The 20,933-nt window shown below is 68.0% G+C and carries 22 protein-coding genes; 11 read left to right on the forward strand and 11 right to left on the reverse strand.

Annotated features, from left to right (window positions below; translation table 11 throughout):
- Positions 1-215: 215 nt before the first annotated feature.
- Genes MasN3_RS09880 through MasN3_RS09890 form a run of 3 tightly spaced genes read left to right on the forward strand, consistent with a single transcriptional unit; the run spans position 216 to position 1,738 of the window.
- On the forward strand, positions 216-719 hold the full coding sequence (locus MasN3_RS09880) for a DUF4142 domain-containing protein (protein ID WP_370662354.1): 504 nt from the start codon (positions 216-218) through the stop codon (positions 717-719).
- A gap of 9 nt (positions 720-728) precedes the next feature.
- Positions 729-1,064: a cupredoxin domain-containing protein gene (locus MasN3_RS09885; RefSeq protein ID WP_281913842.1), complete on the forward strand. Its 336-nt coding sequence runs from the start codon at positions 729-731 to the stop codon at positions 1,062-1,064.
- Between the two features lie 11 nt (positions 1,065-1,075).
- Positions 1,076-1,738: an RNA polymerase sigma factor gene (locus tag MasN3_RS09890; protein WP_281913843.1), complete on the forward strand. Its 663-nt coding sequence runs from the start codon at positions 1,076-1,078 to the stop codon at positions 1,736-1,738.
- 7 nt (positions 1,739-1,745) lie between these two features.
- Here the strand turns inward: MasN3_RS09890 and MasN3_RS09895 are convergent, their stop codons facing one another.
- The 9 genes from MasN3_RS09895 to MasN3_RS09935 all read right to left on the reverse strand — a co-directional run bounded on the left by MasN3_RS09895 (position 1,746) and on the right by MasN3_RS09935 (position 10,745).
- Positions 1,746-2,129 (reverse strand): response regulator, encoded by a 384-nt coding sequence (locus MasN3_RS09895; RefSeq protein WP_281913845.1) that lies wholly within the window; start codon positions 2,127-2,129, stop codon positions 1,746-1,748.
- Positions 2,130-2,190: 61 nt separating this feature from the next.
- Entirely contained in the window at positions 2,191-3,285 is a 1,095-nt protein-coding gene (locus MasN3_RS09900; RefSeq protein ID WP_281913846.1) for a GGDEF domain-containing protein, read from the reverse strand.
- A complete protein-coding gene (locus MasN3_RS09905) occupies positions 3,282-5,975 on the reverse strand; it encodes a bifunctional diguanylate cyclase/phosphodiesterase (protein ID WP_281913847.1) in 2,694 nt (897 codons plus the stop codon). Before MasN3_RS09905 ends, MasN3_RS09900 begins: the two co-directional genes overlap by 4 nt.
- 4 nt (positions 5,976-5,979) lie before the next feature.
- Positions 5,980-6,411 carry a phosphate ABC transporter substrate-binding protein gene (locus MasN3_RS09910; RefSeq protein WP_281913848.1) on the reverse strand — a complete coding sequence of 144 codons (432 nt, stop codon included), beginning with the start codon at positions 6,409-6,411 and terminating at the stop codon, positions 5,980-5,982.
- Between the two features lie 8 nt (positions 6,412-6,419).
- Positions 6,420-7,709, reverse strand: a complete 1,290-nt coding sequence (locus MasN3_RS09915; RefSeq protein ID WP_281913849.1) for a hypothetical protein — start codon at positions 7,707-7,709, stop codon at positions 6,420-6,422.
- Positions 7,710-7,824: 115 nt separating this feature from the next.
- Complete coding sequence (locus tag MasN3_RS09920) at positions 7,825-8,373, reverse strand: YgjP-like metallopeptidase domain-containing protein (RefSeq protein ID WP_281913850.1); 549 nt, start codon at positions 8,371-8,373, stop codon at positions 7,825-7,827.
- A gap of 158 nt (positions 8,374-8,531) precedes the next feature.
- Entirely contained in the window at positions 8,532-8,870 is a 339-nt protein-coding gene (locus MasN3_RS09925; RefSeq protein ID WP_281913851.1) for a KGG domain-containing protein, read from the reverse strand.
- Between the two features lie 143 nt (positions 8,871-9,013).
- Positions 9,014-9,580, reverse strand: a complete 567-nt coding sequence (locus MasN3_RS09930) for a hemerythrin domain-containing protein (protein ID WP_281913852.1) — start codon at positions 9,578-9,580, stop codon at positions 9,014-9,016.
- Positions 9,581-9,713: 133 nt separating this feature from the next.
- Entirely contained in the window at positions 9,714-10,745 is a 1,032-nt protein-coding gene (locus MasN3_RS09935; RefSeq protein WP_281913853.1) for an NADP-dependent oxidoreductase, read from the reverse strand.
- 137 nt (positions 10,746-10,882) lie between these two features.
- Here MasN3_RS09935 and MasN3_RS09940 point away from each other — a divergent pair, with 137 nt between their 5' ends.
- Together MasN3_RS09940 and MasN3_RS09945 are read left to right on the forward strand one after the other, a co-directional pair.
- Positions 10,883-11,425 carry a YaeQ family protein gene (locus tag MasN3_RS09940; protein WP_281913854.1) on the forward strand — a complete coding sequence of 181 codons (543 nt, stop codon included), beginning with the start codon at positions 10,883-10,885 and terminating at the stop codon, positions 11,423-11,425.
- Positions 11,426-11,465: 40 nt separating this feature from the next.
- Positions 11,466-11,915, forward strand: coding sequence for a copper chaperone PCu(A)C (locus tag MasN3_RS09945; RefSeq protein WP_281913855.1), 450 nt, complete (start codon positions 11,466-11,468; stop codon positions 11,913-11,915).
- Positions 11,916-11,957: 42 nt separating this feature from the next.
- Here the strand turns inward: MasN3_RS09945 and MasN3_RS09950 are convergent, their stop codons facing one another.
- Entirely contained in the window at positions 11,958-12,746 is a 789-nt protein-coding gene (locus tag MasN3_RS09950; RefSeq protein ID WP_281913856.1) for a head GIN domain-containing protein, read from the reverse strand.
- A gap of 217 nt (positions 12,747-12,963) precedes the next feature.
- On the opposite strand from MasN3_RS09950, the gene MasN3_RS09955 reads away from it, so the two are divergent.
- The 5 genes from MasN3_RS09955 to MasN3_RS09975 all read left to right on the forward strand — a co-directional run bounded on the left by MasN3_RS09955 (position 12,964) and on the right by MasN3_RS09975 (position 17,397).
- Positions 12,964-13,437, forward strand: a complete 474-nt coding sequence (locus MasN3_RS09955) for a DMT family transporter (RefSeq protein WP_281913857.1) — start codon at positions 12,964-12,966, stop codon at positions 13,435-13,437.
- 81 nt (positions 13,438-13,518) lie between these two features.
- On the forward strand, positions 13,519-13,995 hold the full coding sequence (locus MasN3_RS09960) for a DUF4118 domain-containing protein (protein WP_281913859.1): 477 nt from the start codon (positions 13,519-13,521) through the stop codon (positions 13,993-13,995).
- A complete protein-coding gene (locus tag MasN3_RS09965; protein WP_281913860.1) occupies positions 13,944-15,587 on the forward strand; it encodes a putative bifunctional diguanylate cyclase/phosphodiesterase in 1,644 nt (547 codons plus the stop codon). The genes MasN3_RS09960 and MasN3_RS09965 overlap by 52 nt, the downstream gene beginning before the upstream one ends.
- 110 nt (positions 15,588-15,697) lie before the next feature.
- On the forward strand, positions 15,698-16,819 hold the full coding sequence (locus MasN3_RS09970; protein ID WP_281913861.1) for a type IV pilus twitching motility protein PilT: 1,122 nt from the start codon (positions 15,698-15,700) through the stop codon (positions 16,817-16,819).
- A 62-nt stretch (positions 16,820-16,881) separates the two neighbouring features.
- On the forward strand, positions 16,882-17,397 hold the full coding sequence (locus tag MasN3_RS09975; RefSeq protein ID WP_281913862.1) for a hypothetical protein: 516 nt from the start codon (positions 16,882-16,884) through the stop codon (positions 17,395-17,397).
- Between the two features lie 6 nt (positions 17,398-17,403).
- Here MasN3_RS09975 and MasN3_RS09980 read toward each other — a convergent pair whose 3' ends face one another.
- On the reverse strand, positions 17,404-20,241 hold the full coding sequence (locus tag MasN3_RS09980) for a M16 family metallopeptidase (RefSeq protein WP_281913863.1): 2,838 nt from the start codon (positions 20,239-20,241) through the stop codon (positions 17,404-17,406).
- Between the two features lie 242 nt (positions 20,242-20,483).
- Between MasN3_RS09980 and MasN3_RS09985 the strand changes: the two genes are divergently transcribed.
- Positions 20,484-20,927 (forward strand): DUF2231 domain-containing protein, encoded by a 444-nt coding sequence (locus MasN3_RS09985; RefSeq protein ID WP_281913864.1) that lies wholly within the window; start codon positions 20,484-20,486, stop codon positions 20,925-20,927.
- Positions 20,928-20,933: the final 6 nt, after the last annotated feature.

The following is a 20,933-nucleotide window of genomic DNA, read 5'->3' on the forward strand; positions in this document are numbered from 1 at the left end:
GATGTAGTAAAGTAACAGACAAAGTTACCAGAAACAATCGTTAACGGGGCTAAAAAGTAGTTTTATTTCTTTCGCATGCCGGTGCTAGCATGGCAAGCGCGGGGTGAACACGCGGGCTGCAACGCCAGCGCCTCACATGGCATCTAATGTCGGGAAGGACGCACGACCATCACCTTGACGAGGAGACCACCATGCATACCTTGCTGTACCAGCTCATGTCCGCCGCTGCCGTCTCGTTTGCCCTGGCAGGCAGCGCCCTGGCCCAGTCGGCGCCCGACGACGCCCAGATCGCCGGCATCGTCGTCGCCGCCAACCAGGTCGACATCGACGCCGGCAGGCTGGCCGACAAGACCAGCCACAACGCCGAGGTCAAGGCTTTCGCGAAGCAGATGGTCACCGACCACAGCGGCGTCAACAAGCAGGCCCTGGCCCTGGTGAAGAAGCTGAAGCTGACGCCACGCGACAGCGAACTGGGCAAGAGCCTGAAGCAGGGCGGCAGCGCCAACCTGGCCAAACTCGGGACGCTCAAGGGCAAGGCATTCGACCAGGCCTATGTCGCGCATGAGGTGAGCTACCACCAGGCGGTGATCGATGCGCTCGACAAGACCCTGATTCCGAACGCCAGGAACGCCGAGCTGAAAGAGACGCTGGTCAAGGTGCGCCCGGCCTTCGTGGCGCACCTGGAGCACGCGAAGCAGCTCGACGCCTCGCTCAGGTAGGAGGGCGCCATGACGCCGCGTGCGACGGCCGCGTGGACGGCGGTGCTGGCGCTGGCGCTCGCGCTATCCGGCAGCGCGGCGCCCGCGGCCCCGGCGGTGCATACCGTCGTGATCGAGGGCATGCGCTTCATCCCCGAGACGCTGGAGGTGCAGGCCGGCGACATCGTGGTCTGGCACAACCGCGATCCCTTCCCGCATACCGCCACCGCAGGCAGCGCGGGCGGCCCGGCCTCGCCCGCGATCGAGGCCGGCGCGAGCTGGCGCTTCAAGGCCGAGAAGCGCGGACGCTATCCCTACCTGTGCACGCTGCACCGCACCATGCGGGCAACGCTGGTGATCCATTGAGGAGACAAACCATGGGCAGGGTGGCCTTGAGCGCGGCCAGCGGGCCGGAATTGATGGCCCTGGTGGCGGCCGGCGAGCCGGGCGCGTTCGAGATGCTGATGCGCACCCATAACCAGCGCCTGTACCGCACCGCGCGCAGCATCCTCCGGGACGAGGCCGAGGCCGAAGACGTCGTGCAGGAAGCCTACCTGCTGGCCTACCGCAAGGCGGCGTCCTTCCGCGGCGAGGCCAGCCTGGCGACCTGGCTGACGCGCATCGTGGTGAACGAAGCGAGCGGCAGGCTGCGCAGGCGGCAACGCCGCGAGGGCATCCTGCACCTGGTGCCGGGCAGCGAGGAGGAAAGCATGGATGAGGTCCCCGAGGCCGCGGGCGGCGCGCCCGAGCAGGCCGCCTTGCGCGCGGAAGCACGCCGGCTGATCGAGGCGCGCATCGACGCGCTGCCCGAGCGGCTGCGCACCGTGTTCGTGCTGCGCGCGGTGGAGGACATGTCGGCGGTCGAGACGGCGGCGGCGCTCGGCATCCCGGAAGCGACGGTGCGCAGCTGTTTCTTCCGTGCACGCGCCATGCTGCGCGCGGCACTGGCGCGCGACTTCGACGACGCGGCCGCCTCCGCCTTTGCCTTCGACGGACTGCGCTGCGACCGTATCGTGGCGGCGGTACTGGCCCGGGTCTGACCGGGCGTCAGCAGAAACCGTGGCGTCCCAGGGCGGCCTTGAGCGCATGCCGGAATTCTCCGTAGTCGAGCGCCTTGTGCACGTACTCGATCGCGCCCAGCGCATCGGCACGGGCGCGGTCGGCCTGCAGCGTCGAGCCGGACAGGACGATGACCGGCAGGTGGCCGGCGGCGCGCCCGCGCAGGCGTTGCATCAGTTCGAATCCGTCGACGCGCGGCATCTTGATGTCGAGCAGCAGCAGGTCGAAACTCGCCTCGCCCAGGAGCCGGTAGGCCTCTTCGCCATCGCTTGCCACCACGATGCGGTGCGCCACCTCGCAGTCCTGCATGGCGCGGCGGGTCAGGGCGACATCGAGCAGCAGGTCATCGACCAGAAGTACCTTGATTATCATGCCGGCATGCTAGCAAATGGCATGGATGAGCGCCGCACCAATCGCGCGCGCCGTGGGCCCCTCAGGCGAGCACGATGCGGTCGCGCCCGGCCTCCTTGGCCTGGTAGAGCGCCTTGTCGGCGCGGTGGATGGCCTCGGCGAAGGGTTCGCCGGCGCGGCGCACGGCCAGTCCCGCCGAGAAGCTGATGCGGCGGCCCTGCAGGCCCGGCAGGGGCATGCCGTGGACGCGCTCCGCCATCCGCGCCAGCACGGCGTGCGCGTCTTCCAGCGCCGCGTCCGGCAGCAGCAGCAGGAATTCCTCGCCACCCCAGCGCGCCAGCATGTCGCCGGCGCGCAGGCAGGCGCGTGCGGTGTCGGAGAAACCGCGCAGCACGGCGTCGCCGGCGGCATGGCCATGCAGGTCGTTGACCTGCTTGAAGAAGTCGATGTCGAGCAGGGCAATGCAGCTGCCCCGGCCGTCGGGCTGGCGCCGTTCCTCGTCCGCCAGGACTTCGTGCATGCGGCGCCGGTTCACCAGCGAAGTCAGTTCGTCCACCGTGGCCAGCACCCGGATGGTCTCCAGGGCCTCGCTCAGTTCGCGGCGCTGGCGCTTCAGACGCGCGCGCAGCTTGCTCATCTCGCCGCTCAGCAGGGCGGTGGAGAGCAGGGCGCCGGCCAGGTAGCCATAGGTGAGCGCTTCGGTCGCAGGCGGGTAGCGCAGCGGATCGCCGGCCTGCATCCGGTACATGGTGGCGCCCATGCCGGCCAGGGCGGCGACCGTGAGCATCAGGGTCTGGCGTGGTTTCGCGGCGAACATGCAGAACACGATCACCACCACCGTCATCGTCAGCATGGCGGCGCGCAGCGGTCCCGAGATCGCGTAGGCGGCCATGCTGCAGGCCAGTGAGAACAGTGCCTGCGTCACCGCGAGCTGGTCGGGGGCCAGCTTGAGCCGCCCGCTGAGGCGGATCAACGCATAGAAGCCGAGCGCCCCGCCGCTGGCGGCGGCGATCAGGCGGCCGGCCGCTGCCGGGTCGGTCATGCCCAGGCGGACCTGCAGCAACAGCAGCGCAATGCAGGCGAGGTACAGCACGCAGGTCGCGCCCCAGTACTGCAGCGTGCGGCGCAGCTTCGGCTCGTCGCCGTAGAGCAGGGCGACGAGGGAGCGCAGCCTCATGCCGCTTCCTCCACGAGAGCGGCCGGCACCGCGGCCAGCAGTTCCGCAATCCGCTCCGGCGGCACCGGCCGGCTGAACAGGTAGCCCTGCATCTCGTCGCAGTCGTTGGCGCGCAGGAAGTCGCGTTGCTGCTCGGTTTCCACGCCCTCGGCGATGACGCGCAGGTTCAGCTTGTGGCCCAGCGAGATCACCGCCATCGCGATGGCCTGGTCGTCGGGACTGTCGGCCAGGTCGCTGACGAAAGTCTTGTCGATCTTGAGGCGGCTGATCGGGAAGGATTTCAGGGCCGACAAACTCGAGTAGCCGGTGCCGAAGTCGTCGATCGAGAGCGACACGCCCATGCCCTTCAGCTCGCGCATCTTGTCCACCGCGCGACCCAGATCGCGCATGATCGAGCTTTCGGTCACCTCGACTTCCAGCGCTTCCGGCGGCAGCCCGGTGTCGCGCAAGGCGCCGGCGATGCGCTCGACCAGGCGCTTTTCCTCGAACTGGCGGGCCGACACGTTGACCGAGATGCTCAGCGGCGGCAGGCCGGCGGCGCGCCAGGCCATGCCCTGGGCGCAGGCGGTGCGCACCACCCATTCGCCCAGCGGCACGATCAGGCCGCTTTCCTCGGCCAGGCCGATGAAGCGCAGCGGCGAGATCATGCCCTGCTCGGGGTGGCGCCAGCGGATCAGGGCCTCGACCCCGAACACGCGGCCGCTGCGCAGGTCGACCTTGGGCTGGTACAGCAGCTGGAACTGGCAGGCGTCGCCGGATTGATCGAGCGCCGCGCGCAGGCCCTCGAGCAGCACCAGCTTCTCTTCCACGCTGGCGTTCATCTCGCTGGCGTAGAACTGGAAGCTGTCCTTGTGTTCCTTGGCGCGGTACATCGCCGCGTCGGCGTTCATCATGAGGGTGTTGGCGTCCTGGCCGTCGCGCGGGTAGAGCACCACGCCCATGCTGCAGCTGACCTGCACTTCCTGGCCCTCGACCTCGGCCGGCTCGGTGACGGCCTGGCGCACCTTCTCCAGCAGCGGCGTGATCGCCAGCGGATCGCCCGAGATGTCGGGCAGCAGGATCACGAACTCGTCGCCGCCGAAGCGCGCCAGGGTGTCGTTGCGGCGCAGGCAGCGCGCCATGCGCTCCCCGACCACCTTCAGCAGTTCGTCGCCGGCGTTGTGGCCGAGCCCGTCGTTGACCAGCTTGAAGCCGTCCAGGTCGATGAAGGCCAGGCCCACGGCGCGGCCCTTGCGCTCGGCGTCGCGGATGGCCTGGCCGAGACGGTCGCGCAGCAGGCTGCGGTTCGGCAGGCCGGTGAGGTCGTCGTGGTGGGCCAGGTGGCGGATGCGCTGCTCGGCAAGCTTGCGCTCGGTGATGTCGCGCACGATCGCCACCACGCCGCCTTCCACCGGCACCACCTGGCGGTGCAGCCAGCGGTCCTCGGTGGGGAGCATGTGGGCCAGCCATTCGGCCTCGCGCGCCACGCCGTCGGTCGCCACCGCCGACAGGTCGTCGAAGATGCCGACACCCAGGTGGGTCGGCAGCAGCGCCGACATGCGCCGTCCCTGCATGCGCTCCTTGCCGAGGCCGGTGAGCTGTTCGGCGCGCGTGTTGGTGGTCTCGATCAGGAAGTCCATGACGCCGCCGTCCGTGCCGGCAATGGTGCGCAGCACGAAGAAGGCGTCCGGGCTGGCCTCGGAAGCGGCGGCATAGGTTTCCTGCGCCAGCCGCTCGCGCCGTCGCGCCTTGGCCAGCTGCCACGACCAGGCGCTGACCAGCGTCACGACGAACAGCAGCAGGGCGGTGCCGGCGCCGGCGCCGAGCAGCCAGGCGCGGCGCCGGGCATGGAATGCGGCCATCTGCTCGGCTTCCGACAGGCCGACCACGGCCACCAGCGGGAAACCGGCCAGGGCGCGGGTGCTGGTGTAGCGCCGCTCGCCGTCGATCGTGCCCTGGCCCAGCACGACCTGGTCGTCCCTGCCGATGGCGAGCTGCTGGCCCCACGAGACCTGTTCGCCGACGCGCACCGCGCGCACGCTGCCGTCGCTGCCGGCAACGCCCAGCAGGCCGCGCGCGCCCAGGCGCGAGTGCTCATAGGAGCTGGTGAAGAATGCCGGGTCCACCGCCACGGAGGCGACGCCGGCGAAGCGGCCGCCGTCCGCGTTGATGCGGCGCGAGAACACCACGTGCGGCTCGCGCCGGCCGACGGTGATGCTGACGTAGGGCGCGGGACTGTCCTTGTCGCGGTGCGCGGCGAACCAGGGGGCGCGCGAGACGTCGCCGCCGGGGCGGCGGTGCGGATTGCTGGCCAGCACGCGGCCATCCGCGCCGACAATCGCGACCTGGAACACCAGGCCCGGCGGCAGCAGGCCCTTGGCGCTCATCGCCGCCAGGGCGCCGCCCGGACCGTCGGTCTCGATGGCGTACTGCAGCACGCGCAGGGTCTGGTCGATGCCGCTCAGGCTGCGCGCCATCTGCGCCTCATAGGTGTCGACCAGTTCGCGGGCGGTCTCGCGGGCTGCCGCGTGCGCGGCGCGCTCCTCGGCGCCGATCATCTGGAGGGCGGCGGTCCACAGGGCCGCCACCAGCAGCAGCGCGAACAGCGGCAGCGAGATGTGGGTTTCCAGTCCGCGCCCGAGCCAGCCCAGCAGCGCGGTGCGGCGCGCGCGCGGCGGCCTGGCAGCGGTGGGCGGGGCCGGAACGCTCATCGATTCAGCGCAGCACCAGCACCGCACGCACGCTGGCATCCAGCGCGGAACGGTCGATGTAGCCGATCATGGAAGGATTGTCGGCCACCATGCGGCGCACGCTGGCGCTGTCGGCGGCTTCGCGCGGCGGCTGGCCGCGGCCGGTGAAGACCATCTTCGACCAGTGCGCCTTGAGCAGGGCCGGGCTCTTGCCGGTGACCTGGGCGTAGAACTGCTCGCGTTCGTGCGAGCCGAGGGGCAGGTCGAGCGCCACCACTTCCAGGCCGCCGGGAAAGCGTCCGGCCTGGCCGAGGAAGATCGCGGAAACCTGGTCGGGGGACAGCGCCGGCAGCGGATTGCGTGCCGAAACGATCACGACCAGTTCGGCCGAGGCATTCGCGCATGCTGCCAGCGCGAGCGCGGCGCCAGCCATCAGTTGTCGGATGCGGATACCCATGCGCGGCCTCAGAAGACGAAGTCGAGGGCCACGCTCGCCACGTGCACGGTCTCGCCCGAGCGGAAGCTGGACGACGAGTTGATCAGGGTGCCGCGCGAACCGTCGGTCGGCCGCAGCCGGTCGTACTGGAGCTTGAGCGCGGTGTCGCGGGCCAGGTCCCAGCGCAGGCCGGCGCTGAGCGTGGTCTGGATCGGGATCGTCCTCAGGTAGCCGTTCAATCCGGCGTTGAGCGCGCTGGCGGTGGCGCGCGCCCGCGCCGGCAGTCCGTCCAGCGCCAGGCCCGGGTCGCGGGTGTCGCCGTGCGCACGAGCCTTGGCGAAGCCGAGGTAAGGCGTCAGGCTGGCGAAGCGGTAGCCGCCGCCGGCATACATGGTGGTGGTCCGGCCGAGCAGCGAGTGGGTCTGGGCGTGCCCGGCTTCGGCGTTCAGGAACCACGGCCCGGGATCGTAGCTGAAACCTGCGCTGACCATGCTGACGCGCTTGTGCTCGATCGCATAGCGCTCGGCCAGCGCCACCCCTTGCGGGCCGAAGGCGCGCATGCCGGCGAAGATCTCGGCGCCGATCCCGGTCGTCAGGTGGGCGCTCAAGGCCGACAGGCGCGCGCTCAGCGGGCCGCGCTCGATGCTGTGCGACAGCCCGGCGATGCCGTGCGCCTCCACCCGGCGCTGGCCGAACAGGCGGGTGTCGGTGTGGCCGAAGAAGGCCTGGGTGGCATGGCGGGTATCGCCGGCGCCCCAGCGCCAGGTGGCGTCGATGCCGTCGCTGCTGAAGATCGGCAGGCCGCCATACACCTCGACGGGCGGACGCACCCAGGCCATGGTATAGCCGACCTTGCGGTAGTCGGCCGCCAGGAACACGGGCAGCGCGATGCGCCCCAGGCGCAGCGCCAGGTCCGGCGTGGCCTGGTACTTGACGTTGGCCCATTCGAGGCGCGGGCGGTAGTTGCCTTCCATGTTCTGCTCGCTCACCACCTGCAGCACGGCTGACCAGCGGCCCCGGGACAGGTCGAGCTGCGCGCCCAGGCGGCTGTCGACGTCCGGACTCCAGGCTTCGCTGCGGCCGGCGCCGTTGGCGCGCAGGACGGTGGAGCTGAAGTCGGCGTTGCGCACGCTCGCGTGGACGGCGCCGAGCGTGCCGAAGCCGGAAAGCTTCCATGCTGGCGCCGCTGCCGGAGCGGCCCCGGCCGCATCGCTGGCCGCCGCCTCGCCGGCCACGGCAGCCATCAGGCCGAAGGCAAGCACGCCGCCATGCAGGGCAGCCGGTAGCGCTTTGCCGGGGAAGGAAAAGGGGTACATCATGGATCAGCTTGCTGTGCGGCGGGACGGAAAGGCAGGTCCCGCGAGGAAAAACGACCTCAGACTTTACCCAACGCGACAGGCAAAGTCGATATATTTACTGTACAACAAGTTAATCCTACAAGATTTGTTGTTCGTTGGCAACGGTATCCGCGCCGCTGCTCCACAGCCGCCGGCCACCCAGGTCGAGCCAGGTGAGATAGAGCCGCAGGTCGAACTCGAGCTGGTGGTAGTGCGGTTCCATCCAGCAGCACAGCTTGTAGAAGGCCTTGTCGTGCTCCTTTTCCTTCAGGTGGGCCAGTTCGTGCACCACGATCATGCGCAGGAAGGGCAGCGGGGCGTCACGGAACACGCTGGCGATGCGGATCTCGCGCTTGGCCTTCAGGCGGCTGCCCTGGACGCGCGAGATCGCGGTGTGCAGTCCAAGGGCATGCTGCACCACGTGGATCTTGCTGTCGAAGGCGACCTTGACCACCGGTTCGGCCTGGCGCAGGTAGTCGTCCTTCAGCGCCTGCACATAGGCGTAGAGCGCCTTGTCGGTGCGGATGCCATGGGCATCGGGGTAGCGCTGCAGGAGCACCGCGTCGAGCTGGCCGGCGTCGACCAGCTGGCCGACCTGGGCGCGCAGGCTGTCGGGATAGGCAGTGAGGTAGGGAAGTCGATGCATAAGCCCGGCAATGTAACATGGCGTCGCTGCCGGCGTCTCCGGGCGGCCACGGCGCCGCTGGGCGCCGTGGCGTGGATGCATCGTTGGGGGGAAGCCTTCAGCGGCGTGCCGGGCTAGCCGAAGGTCGATGGAATGGTAAAGGGCCGGTGGAAAGCGTGTCAGCTTTCTTTGTCGCCCTGGCGGTTGCCGGCGTTCTTGGCCGCGGCGGCGGCGCGCTGGGCCGATTGCCGGCTTTCACCGCCCTTGCGCCCGATGTCGGCCATGTGCGCGCGGTTGCGGCTGACTGCCTCGCCGCCTTTCTGGCCGGCGCGGCGTGCCTCTTCCGAATCGAACTCGTGCGCGGTACCTTTCTGGTGTGCCGCCTGGCCGCCCTTGCTGGCGATTTCACGCTGCTGGTTCTGGTCCATTGCCGCGAAACCGCGCTTGGCCGGCGCCTGGCCGCTGCCCGTGCCGCCTTTCTGGGCATTGCCCTTGCCGTTCTCTTTGCTTGTCGCCATGTCGCTCTCCTTGTGTGCCCTGAGGTGTCGAAGTCTGTCGAACTGAAACGGCGAACGCGTATGGATGCGCTCGTGCCGTTTAGAGAGAAGGCTGAAGCGTAAGTTCCGTCGCGCCGGGACCGGCACCGGCGCGCCGGAGGCGCCTAGCGCGGACGCGAACGCCGTTCGCGCATGCGGCCGCTTGCGCCGCGCAGCAGGCCGCGCGGTTCCATGCCGTCGATCGCCGGCGGGGCCGCGGCGAGGTCGGATTCGAGCTGGGCGCGGCGCGCGCGCAGGCGCAGGCCCAGGGTCAGCTGGTCGGCTCCGGCGCGCGCCAGCGCCGGGAACAGCAGGTTTTCCTCGAAGGCGACGTGGCGTTCGACTTCGTCGGCCAGCACCGCGACGCAGACGTCGAAGTACTCGTCGTCCGGGAACAGGGAGGCGAGCTGCTGGGCGAGTTCGCGCGTGCTGTCGTGTTCCAGCGCCGCGTCTTCGAGCAGGCTGTCGTCGACCGCGCCGCGCAGGGCCGGGTAGAACAGTTCGTCCTCGAGCAGCGCATGCATGGCCAGGAGATCGCACAGCTCGTCGACCACGCGCTCGCGCTGCGCTTCTTCTTCGCGGTCGAGCATGGCGAAGGCGTGGAACAGGGCGCGCACGTGCGCATGGTCGGCGCGCAGCTGGGCCAGGATGCCGTCGGGCGGCTCGGCGCTCGAGTGTGAAGTCTGAACCATGTCGTCTCCGCCGCGTAATAGGGCGCGTCAAGGGCGCGTCAAGCCGGATTTGACGCGCCGCGAGGGAAGAAGTTCACTGAATTATAGGTCGCATGCTTGCCGGATCAAGGAACTTCGCGGCCGGCAGCGCGGTTCACGCCTCCGCCACCTTGAGCACCATCTTGCCGAGGTTGCGGCCTTCGAACAGCATCCGAAGCGCCTCGGGGAAGCGCTCGAAGCCTTCCACCACGTACTCGACGCTCTTCAGGCTGCCATCCTGCATCCAGCCCGCCAGGGTCGCCACGCCTTCCGCGTAGCGTGGCGCATAGTCGAACACGACCATCCCTTCCATGCGCGCGCGGTTCACCAGCAGCGCCAGGTAGTTGGCCGGGCCCTTGACCTGGCTGGTGGTGTTGTACTGCGAGATGGCGCCGCAGATCACGATGCGCGCCTTCATGTTGATGTGGGTGAGGACGGTGTCCAGGATATCGCCGCCGACGTTGTCGAAGTAGACGTCCACCCCCTGCGGGCAGTGCTCCTTCAGGCCGGCGTGTACCGAACCGGCCTTGTAGTCGATGCAGGCGTCGAAGCCCAGCTGCTCGACCACGAAGCGGCACTTCTCCTCGCCGCCGGCGATGCCGACCACGCGGCAGCCCATCTTCCTGGCCACCTGGCCGACCGTCATGCCGACCGCGCCGGCCGCGCCCGAGACCACCACGGTCTCGCCGGGCTTGGGCTGGCCCACCTCGCGCAGGCCGAAGAAGGCGGTCATGCCAGGCATGCCGAGCGCATTGAGCCAGGCCGTCGGCGGGGCGATGCGCGGGTCGATCCTGGTGAAGGCGGCGGTCTTGTCGTCGGCCGGGCCGGACCAGTAGCGCTGCACGCCGGTGCCCCCGGCGACGACATCGCCCACCGCGAAGCGCGGCGAGCGCGAGGCAACCACCACGCCCAGGCCGCCGGCGCGCATCACCTCGCCGATCGCCACCGGCCGGATATACGACTTGCCCTCGTTCATCCAGCCGCGCATGGCCGGGTCGAGCGACAGGTAGAGCACCTTGACGACGATGGCGCCTTCCGCCGGCTCGGGCACGGCTTCTTCATGGAACAGCCAGTCCTCGTTGCGCGGCATGCCGAGCGGACGGGCGGCGAGGCGGAATTGCTGGTTCGGGGGGAAGGCATTGGTCATGAGAGGCTCCGCTGATCGAATAGTCAATATTGGCAGCGTGACTATACCGCTTCTCCCGCGCCGCTCCTATACCGGTAGCGTGCGGCGCGTGCGACAATAGTGGGCTTTTCCCGTCCCACGCAACCCGAACACATTCTATGGCTCTCAAGGCAACCATCTACAAGGCCGACCTGTCGATCGCCGACATGGACCGCAACTACTACGGCGACCACACCCTGACCATCGCGCGCCACCCGTCCGAAACCGACGAGCGCGTGATGATCCGGGTGCTGGCGTATGCCCTGCATGCGGACCCGGCGCTCGTCTTCACCAAGGACCTGTTCGACGTCGAGGAGCCGGCCCTGTGGCAGAAGGACCTGACCGGCGCCATCCAGACCTGGATCGAGGTCGGGCAGCCGGACGAGAAGCGCCTGTTGAAGGCGGCGGGCCGCTCGGAGCAGGTGCTCGTGTACAGCTACAGCGCGACCAGTGACATCTGGTTCAGGGGCCTGGCCAACAAGATCGACCGGGCCAGGAACGTGGCGGTGGTGAACATCCCGAACGAGGCCAGCGTCCAGCTCGAGAAGATGGCCAAGCGCAACATGCAGCTGCAGTGCACGATCCAGGACGCCCAGGTGTGGCTGACCGACGGCGTCGACACCGTGCTGGTCGAGCGCGAATACCTGCGCGGCGGCCCGTGACGCTATAATTCCCAGTCCACCCCACTTCACTTTCGTCGCCATGAAACATCGCATCCTCGCCTTCCTTGCCGGCAGCCTGCTGTCGGTTTCCGCGTTCGCCCAGGTAAGCGTGTCCGAACCCTGGATCCGCGCCACCGTGCCGGCCCAGAAGGTGACCGGCGCCTTCATGCGCGTGCAGTCGGCCGCGCCCGCGCGCCTGGTCGGCGTGCAGACCGAGGCCGCCGGCCGCGCCGAGCTGCACGAGATGGCGATGGAAGGCCAGACCATGCGCATGCGCCGCGTGGATGCGATCGAGCTGCCGGCCGGCAAGCCGGTCAACCTGGCCAGCGGCGGCTACCACATCATGCTGATGGACCTGAAGCGCCAGATGAAGGAAGGGGAGAGCGTCGAGCTGACCCTGCAGGTACAGGACGCGGCGGGCAAGCGCCAGGACGTCAAGGTCAACGTGCCGGTGCGGCCCCTCGGCCACAGCGCCCACGCCGGACATTGACGATCCCGATGGCCGGCCGCGCCGGCCATCGGCCGGGCCCGCTCAGCGCGGCGCCGCCGCGATCCGGCGCGCATCCCCCGAGCCCACCACCGACTTGCTGACGCGCGGGTCGCCGTAGTAGTTGACGTCGCCCGAACCGGCGATGGTCATGCTCAGCTCGTGGCGCGCCCACACCGTCGCTTCTCCCGAGCCGGCCACGCTGATGCTGGCGTTGTCGGCCTGCACCCGGCCCATGTCCACGGTGCCCGAGCCGCCGATCGACACCGACAGCTTGCGCGCCTGGCCGCCGCCTGCCTTGAAGTCGCCGCTGCCGCCCAGCGTGACCGAGACCGACTCGCTGTCCAGCTGGCGTACATTGATCTCGCCCGAGCCGCCCAGGTCGATGTTCAGGCGCGGCGCGCGCAGCAGGTCGGCATCGACCGAACCCGAGCCGCCCAGCGCCAGGCGCTCGATCTGGCGGGCGTTGACGACGATCTTCAGGTTCCTGGTGCGCAGATTCAGGTTGCGCCTGGCCGGGCGGATCTTCAGGGTGCCGTTCTCCACCACCGTCTCGATCAGCGGCAGCACGTTGTCGTCGGTTTCGATCGTGACGCCTTCGCTGTCGCCCATGCGCAGCTCCAGCTTGCCCGGCACTTCGAGGGCCAGGCCGGTGAAGTGCGCCACCTGGCGCGCCTGGCGCTTGATGCTGCCGTTGCCCTCGACGCGCTCGCCGCCGAAGGACCAGCTGGCCGCCACCGAGGGGGCGGCGGCGCCGGCAAGCAGGCCGGCCACCAGGGTCGAAAGCAGCATGGCGCGCCGGATGCCGGCCGGGCGGGAAGAGGTCTTGGTCATTGCTTGTCTCCTGTTGAAGCGTTTGTCGATGCGGCCATCCTAGGCAAAGGCCGGGCAGGGCGCATCCGGGATGCGACGAAGCGCAGGGTCCACCGTCCAGAATGCACCCAGGCGGGACAGGCCGTCACACGCCCTGCGCCGTGCGTCGCTATCCCGAACGCCCGGATTGCACTAGAATCGTGCGCTTTTTGCCGGTGTGCAGCCGGTGGAGCGCGCAATGAACCTGATTTTCCTCCTGATGGCCTTCTGCGTCGGCATGGCCATGTCGATCCAGGCGGCCGTGAATACCCAACTGGCCGCATCGATCGGCGCCAACTCGGTGGTCGCCGCCCTGGTCTCCTTTGCCTGCGGCACCATCGTGCTGGCCGGGGTCGCGCTCTCGCGCGGCGGCCTGGGCCCGACCTTGGCGGCCCTGTCCGGCCAGCCGTTATGGAAGTTCGCGGGCGGCTTCCTGGGGGCCGCTTTCGTGTTCGGCACGGTGTTCCTGGCGCCGCGCATCGGCCTGCTGAGCCTGATCGTGCTGGTGATCGCCGGCCAGCTGATCACCTCGATGGCGATCGACCACTTCGGGCTGGTCAACATGGCAATGCGCAAGGTGTCGGGCGTGCGGGTGCTGGGCGCCTGCATCGTCGCGCTGGGCGTGGCCGTCACCCTGTTTGGCGACCGCATCCTGGCCGGCCTGCGTCACTGAGCGCACGCCTCGGTTCCCGCGGCTGGCGTCTTGACGCCATTGGCGTAAGATAGGCGCCTGGCCGCTACCAAGGACAGCCCCATGTTCGCGAGCAAGGCCGCCGATGGGCGCAGCGCCGGGCACCCGTATGCCATCACGCTGCTGCTCGTGGCGCTGTGCGCGTTCAGTCAATATGAAGGGCGCCACGTGTTCGGCCAGCGCGCCCCGCTGGGCCTGCTGTACCTGCCGGTCATGGCCAGCGCCATCCTGGGCGGCTTGCGCCCGGCGGTGCTGGCCTCGGTACTGTCGCTGCTGCTCTCGCCGCTGCTGGTGGCGCCGGAGTTCACCTTCATCATCGCACGCCCGCAAGATGTCGGCGCCATCCTGGTACTGGCCATGGTCTGCCTGTTCACCTGCGCCATGGCGGCCGTGCTGGAGCGCTCGGAGAACAAGGCGCGCGCCTACCTGGCCGACCTGCAGGGCAGGGAGCATACCTGCGTGCCCTGCTCGGGGCCTCGGTCCACGCCATGCTCGGCACCGGCCAGGACGGCCGGATCCAGTTCGCCAGCGACTCGGTAGCGCGCCTGTTCGACTTCGCGCCGCAGGCACTGATCGGCCAGTCCTACGAGGTGCTGGTCGTGAACGGCCTGCGCCAGATCAGGGGCGGCGGGCTGGACAACCTGTTCCACAGCGGCGCCGTGGGGCCGGTCGGCGAGATCCAGGAGATCGAGTGCCGCCGCCGGGACGGCAGCCTGTTCCCGGCCGAAGCCAGTCTGGCGCTCGCCGACGTGCCGGGCGGGCGCCTGGTGGTCAGCCATATCGCCGACATCAGCGAACGGCGCGAAGCCGAGCGCCGGGTCCTGCACGCGGCCCGCCACGATCCGCTCACCGGCCTGCCCAACCGGGCGCTGGTCTATGAGCTGGGCGCGCAGCTGCTGGCCTCGGCCAAGCGCCACGGCGACCGCATCGCCATCCTGTTCTTCGACCTCGACCGCTTCAAGCCGATCAACGACACCTACGGGCACACGATCGGCGACCGGATGCTGCAGCAGGTCGGGCAGCGCCTGAAGGACGGCTTGCGCGGCAACGACCTGGTCGGCCGGCTGGGCGGCGACGAATTCGTCGCCATCCTGGCCGATATCCGCACCGACGATGCGGTGCTGCACATGGCCACCCAGCTGCTGCATGCCCTGCGCGAACCCTACCGCATCGACACGCTCGACCTGAAGACCTCGCCCAGCATCGGCATCAGCATCTACCCGGAAGACGGCGACGAACTCGACACGCTGATCCGCCATGCCGATGCGGCGATGTACCATGCCAAGAACGCCGGCCGCAACCGCTGTCAGTTCTTCACCCAGGAAATCTACCTGCACGCGCGGCAGACCTTCGACCTCGAGCAGCGGCTGCGCCACAGCATCGCCGACAGCGACTTCGAGCTGCTCTACCAGCCCTTCATCGACCTGGGGCACAAGCGCTTCGTTGGCGTGGAGGCGCTGCTGCGCTGGCGCGACGGCGCCACCTCGGCCGGCGCGCAGGAGCGCTTCATCGCCGCCGCCGAGCGGACCGGCCTGATCACGGTGCTGGGTGACTGGGTGCTGCAGGAAGCCTGCCGCCAGCACGAAAAATGGCGCAACCTGGGCTTGCCCTCTATCCGCATCGCGGTCAACGTCTCGGCGGTGCAGTTCCGCGAGAAGAATTTCAGCGAGCGCGCCGCCGCCATCATCCGGCGCAGCGGCATCCACCCCTCCTGCATCGAGTTCGAGGTAACCGAGAGCGCCGTGATGAGCGACGTGGAAGATGCGGCGAAGATGCTGGAACGGCTCAAGGGAGACGGCGTCAGCATCGCGCTGGACGACTTCGGCACCGGTTATTCCAGCCTGAGCTACCTGTCCCAGTTCCCCATCAACAAGCTCAAGATCGACCGGTCCTTCATCCACAACATCGATACCGATTCGCGCTCGCTGCCCATCGCCGAGACCGTGATCGCGCTCGGCAAGAAGCTGGGCATGACGGTGATCGCCGAAGGCATCGAATCGCAGGCCGGCATCAAGCTGCTGGCGGACATCGGCTGCGACCTGGGACAGGGTTTCTTCATCAGCAAGCCGGTACGGCCGGACAAGCTGGTCGACTGGTACTACCAGGCGCAATACAAGCACCTGTTTGTCTAAGTTGCAAGCTGGTATCACCTCGAACATCTTTATTTCAGATTTGCAATCTTTTTGCGATGCATGGTTCTATAATGTCCGGCACTGTTTAACTTTTGCCACGTGCCGGTCAGATGGAATATCACCAGTCCTCGCAGATTCCTATCCTGTCGTACATCGAGAACGAAGACCACCCGGTATTCGGTACCCTGGTCGAGCAGATCCTGCACCTGCTGAATTCGCGCCTGGTGTTCTCGGACATCATCATCCACCAGAACAGTCCGCTGATGCTGCGCCAGCCCAAGGGCCTGGTGGCGGTGACGGATTCGCCGATCACCAAGGAAGAGCTGGAGGAATTCTTCGACGTCATCGAGCCGAACTGGGCCGAGCGCATCGCGGTCCGCGCCTTCGATCGCTCGATCGACCTGCACACGGCGCGCATCCGCGCCAACTGCTTCAGCTTCCAGGGCAAGAAGCGCCTGGGCTGCGTGATCCGGCGCTTCCCGAAGGAGCCGCTGGCGCTGTCCGAACTGGGCCTGTGGCCGGACGAGCAGGAATTCGCCCGCCTGGCCAGCGGCCTGGTCCTGATCATCGGCGATACGTGTCAAGGCAAGTCCACCACGATCGCCTCGATGATCGACGAGATCAACAAGCAGCGCTCGGGCCACATCATCACCATCGAAGACCCGGTCGAAACCCTGATCCCGCAGCGCAAGTGCATCATCACCCAGCGCGAAGTAGGCGAGGACGCCGACGTGGCCAGCTACTACCTGGGCGCGCTCGACGCGCTGCGCGAGCGCCCGGACGTGATCGTGATCGGCGAGATCCGCGACGCCGAGACGGCGCAGGAAGCCCTGGCCCTGGCCGAATCCGGCCCGCTGGTGCTGGCCACCCTGCATGCGCGCTCGACCGAGCTGGGCCTGCAGAAGATGCTGCGCCTGCTCGGCAATTCGGAAGCCCAGTCGCAGGCCCTGGCGCACGCCCTGCGCGGCGTGCTGTGCCAGGCGCTGCTGCCATCGAGGGAGGGCAACCACTACCACCTGGCGACCGAATGCCTGACTCCCAGCGCGGCCGTGACGCGCATGCTGGAAGCGGGCGACGTCGGGGCGATTCGCGCCCACATGAACGCGGGCCGCGATCCGGGCTGCCACACCATGAACGCCTCGCTCGAAGGACTGCTGGCGGCGCACAAGGTGCGGGTGGAGGATGCGCGCAACGCCACCACCGACCGGGTGGGCTTCGCCGACATGGTCTAAGCGCCGGCGCCGGGCGCTTTCCGCTATAGTCGGCTGCACGGACGTGGACCACAGGAGGGCGCTTGCGACAATTTCTGGTTCTTGCAGCGATGGTACTGGCCAGCGCATGCACGGAGCGCGCCCCGGCGCCTGCCCCGCTGCCTGCCGCTGAGGCGCCGCGCCTGAGCGCGACCGGTGTCGGCCCGATCCGCTTCGGCATGCCGCTCGCGCAGGCGCAAGCCGTGGCCGGCAAGGCCAGCCTGCCCGAGTCCTTCGATCCCGCCTGCAGCATGGTGCGCTTCGCCGCGCTGCCCGGACTGCGCTTCATGGTCGAGAACGGCACCGTCACGCGCGCCGACGCCGACCCCGGCATCCCGAACGTGCTCGGCCTGGCGGTCGGCGATACGCTCGCCCAGGTGCGGGCACGCCATCCCGGCGCGCAGCTGGCGCCCCACAAGTACGTGGAGAATGGCCATACCATCAGCATTCCCAGCGCCGACGGCGAAGCCGCCATCGTGCTGGAAGAGGAGGGCGGCAGGCTCACCAACATACGCGCCGGCCGCCAGCCGGCGGTCGGCTATGTCGAGACCTGCGGATGAAGCTGACTAGCGCGCGATCAGCACCGGCTCGTCGAAGCCCAGCTCCTTCATCCGCGGCAGCTGGGTCTTGGCGTCGCCGACCACCAGCCACACCATCTTCGACGGATCCAGGTACTTCTGCGACAGGGCCTGCACCTGAGGCAGCGTCATCGACTTGACGATGCGCTCGCGGTCCTTGACGTAGTCGGCGCGCCAGCCGTACTTGCTGATGTTGTCCAGCATGTCGAGCTTGGCGGAAGCCGTCTCGAAGGCGCGCGCATTGCTCTTGACCAGGAAGTTCCTGGTGGTCTCCAGGTCCGCTGCCGAATAGGTCGGGGCATAGTCCTGCAGGATCTGCTTCACCAGCTGGGTCGACTCGAGCGTGACGTTGCTGCGCACGCCGCTGGCGATGATGAAGGGGCCGGGGCTCTTGCTGCCGGCGAAGCTCGAGCGGATGCCGTAGGTGTAGCCTTTGCCTTCACGCAGTTCCTGGGTCAGGCGCGAGGCGAAACCGCCGCCGCCCAGGATGTAGTTGCTGACGACCGCCGGGTAGTAGTCCGGATCGGTCGCCGCCAGCGCGCGGTAGCCGATGTGCAGCACCGACTGCTTGGCATCCGGCACGTCGACGAAATAGACCTTGCCGGGCGCCTCGCCGCGCCCCGCGGTGGCCGCCGGGATGGCGACCGGCTTGGCCGTCCAGGCGCGGCTGAACGCAGCCAGCGGACGCGCCACGGCATCCTTGGGCAGCGCGCCGATCACGTGCATGCGCGCGTTCGAGGGGGACAGCCTGGTGCGGTAATACGCCTTCAGGTCGTCGATGGTGATCGCATTCACGCTCGCGCTCGTACCGAGGATGTTGCGCGAACGGATGTCGTCCTTGCCGTAGATGAGCTTGTTGAAATGGCTGCTGGCGAGCGCGTTCGGGTCGGCTTCCTGCTGGCGTATCTGGCTCAGCACGCTCTGCTTGACGAGGGCGAATTCCTTCTCGTCCCAGCGCGGCTCGAGCAGGATCTCGCGCACCAGGTCGAGCGTCGCCGCATAGTTGCGGGCCAGGGTGGTCACGCTGATGCGCACATCCTCAAGACGGGCGAAGACATTGATGCTCGCGCCCAGCTGCAAGATGGCTTCTTCCAGTTCCTGCGGGGTCTTGTTGGCGGTGCCCTGGGTCAGCATGCGCGCCATCAGGTTGGCCACGCCCACCTTGTCCGGATGGTCGAGCAGCAGGCCGCCATCGATCGCGATGTCGAACTGCACCAGCGGCACTTCCCTGTTCTCGATGCCGTAGACGCGCATGCCGTTGGCCAGCCTGGTGTCCCACACTTGCGGCACCTTCACGCTCGGGGCCGCGCCGTAGGGCGGTTCCTTGCTGCGATCGAAACTGGACGGGGTGCGGGCGTATTCGGCATTGGCGCTCGGGTCGACCTTGTCTTCCGCGCCCTGCACGACCTGTTCCTCGACCACGTCGGCCTTGCTGGAACCGCTCAGGGCCAGGTCCAGCTTGCCCTTCGGGACGAAGCTGGTGGCGACATAGGGCTTGCCCTTGATGTAGGTGTCGTACACGCGGCGCACGTCGGCGGCGCTGACGGCCAGCGTCTTCCTGACGCCTTCCTCGACATAGCCGGGGTTGCCGGTCAGGTAGTTGTATTCGGCCAGCAGGGCCGACTTGCCGAGCACGCTCGATACCGAGCTGTAGAAACGGGTCTCGAGGCCGGCCTTGATGCGGTTCAGGTCGCGCTCCGAAATGCCGTCGCGTTCGAACCTGGCGAAGGCCTGCTCGACCGCGCCGGCCACCTGGTCCAGGGGTTTACCCTCGAAGGCGCGCACGCGCAGCATGAACTGGCCCGCCAGCTCGCCGGTCTGGTTGCTTGACTGGACGCTCGGGGCCAGTTTGGCGTCTTCCACCAGCACCTGGTAGAAGGGGGCGCGCTTGGTCTGCGACAGGTATTCGGCCAGCACTTCGAGGGCGTAGGAATCCGGATGCAGGTCCTCGACCGTCGGCCAGGCCATGGTCAGCTCGGGCAGCTTGGCGAAATTGTCTTCGTGGGCCAGCTTGACGGTCTGCTTCACGACGCCTGCGCGCTTGGCCATGGCCTCGATCGGCGCGCCGCGCTTGATCTCGGAAAAATACTTCTCGACCCACTTGCGCGCCTGCTTCGGATCGAAGTCGCCCGCGATCACCAGGGTCACGTTGTTCGGCACGTACCACAGGCGGAAGAATTCCTTGACGTCGTCGAGGGTGGCGTTCTGCAGGTCTTCGAGCGAACCGATGACCTGCCAGTTGTACGGGTGGTCCGCCGGGTACAGGGCCTTGTTGATCACGTAGCGGGTGTGGCCGTAGGGCGCATTGTCGACGCCCTGGCGCTTCTCGTTCTTGACGACCTGCTTTTCCTTGGCCAGCACCGGATCGGTGACGGTGTTGATGAACCAGCCCAGCTTGTCCGCCTCGGCCCAGATCATCTTTTCCAGCGCGTCCTTGGGGACCGTCTGCAGGTAGTTGGTGCGGTCCTGCGAGGTCGAGCCGTTGGCGCCGGAGCCGCCGATGCGCGCGCTCATCTTGTCCAGGCCGCCCTTGCCGAGGTTTTCCGATTCGAGGAACAGCAGGTGCTCGAACAGGTGGGCAAAGCCGGTGCGACCGGCCTTTTCACGGGCCGAGCCCACGTGCGCCGTCAGGTTCACGGCCACTACCGGGTCGGATCGGTCGATGTGGAAGATCACGTCCAGGCCGTTGGGCAGCGTGAACTTCTGGTAGTCCACCTTCAGGCCGGCCGCCTGGCTGGCTGCCGCCGGCTTGGCGGCGTGTGCGGGGACCAGGGCGGTCGACGTGAAGCACGCGGCCAGCAGGAGGGGCAGGGGAGACATCTTCATGCAATCGGATCCTTACAAAAGAGAACGTTGGCGCGGCGCGGCCATGCGTTCCGGATGGTATTGTAATTTCCTGATTGCCACAATCATGGCAGCTTGGGACTGGTCTACCGGCACGAACGTGACATTGCTCCATCGCTCCAGGCCTGCATCAGTCCGATGATCGTCGACGCGGCCAACGATGCGCCGGGGGATTTGTATTATTGATAAGATAGGCGCAATCCAATTCATCAAGGACGACTCCCATGTCTTCTCAAGCCACGGTCGATATGACCTATCGGCGCCCCCCAGGACTGCTGCATACGGTCCTGCTCGCCGGCTCCATCCCCCTGTTCCTCGGCGCCTTGCTGAGCGATATCGCCTACCACAACACCTACCAGATCCAGTGGAACAATTTTTCGTCCTGGCTCCTGGCCGGCGCCGAGCTGTTCAGCGGACTGGCCCTGCTGTTCGCGCTGGGGAACCTGCTGCGGGCAAAGCGCAAGTCAGGGCGTCCCCTGACCTACTTCCTGGTGCTGCTGGCGACCTGGGTGCTGGGACTGATCAATGCCTTCGAACATGCTAAAGACGCCTGGGCCTCGATGCCGACCGGCCTGGTGCTGTCGATCGTCGTCACCGTGTTGAGCCTTGCCGCGGCCTGGCTGGGGCTCGGTCCGCAAGCGGGTCCACGTCATGGAGGTGTGCAATGAAGCCGA

The organism is Massilia varians (assembly GCF_027923905.1).
Lineage (GTDB): Bacteria > Pseudomonadota > Gammaproteobacteria > Burkholderiales > Burkholderiaceae_D > Telluria > Telluria varians_B.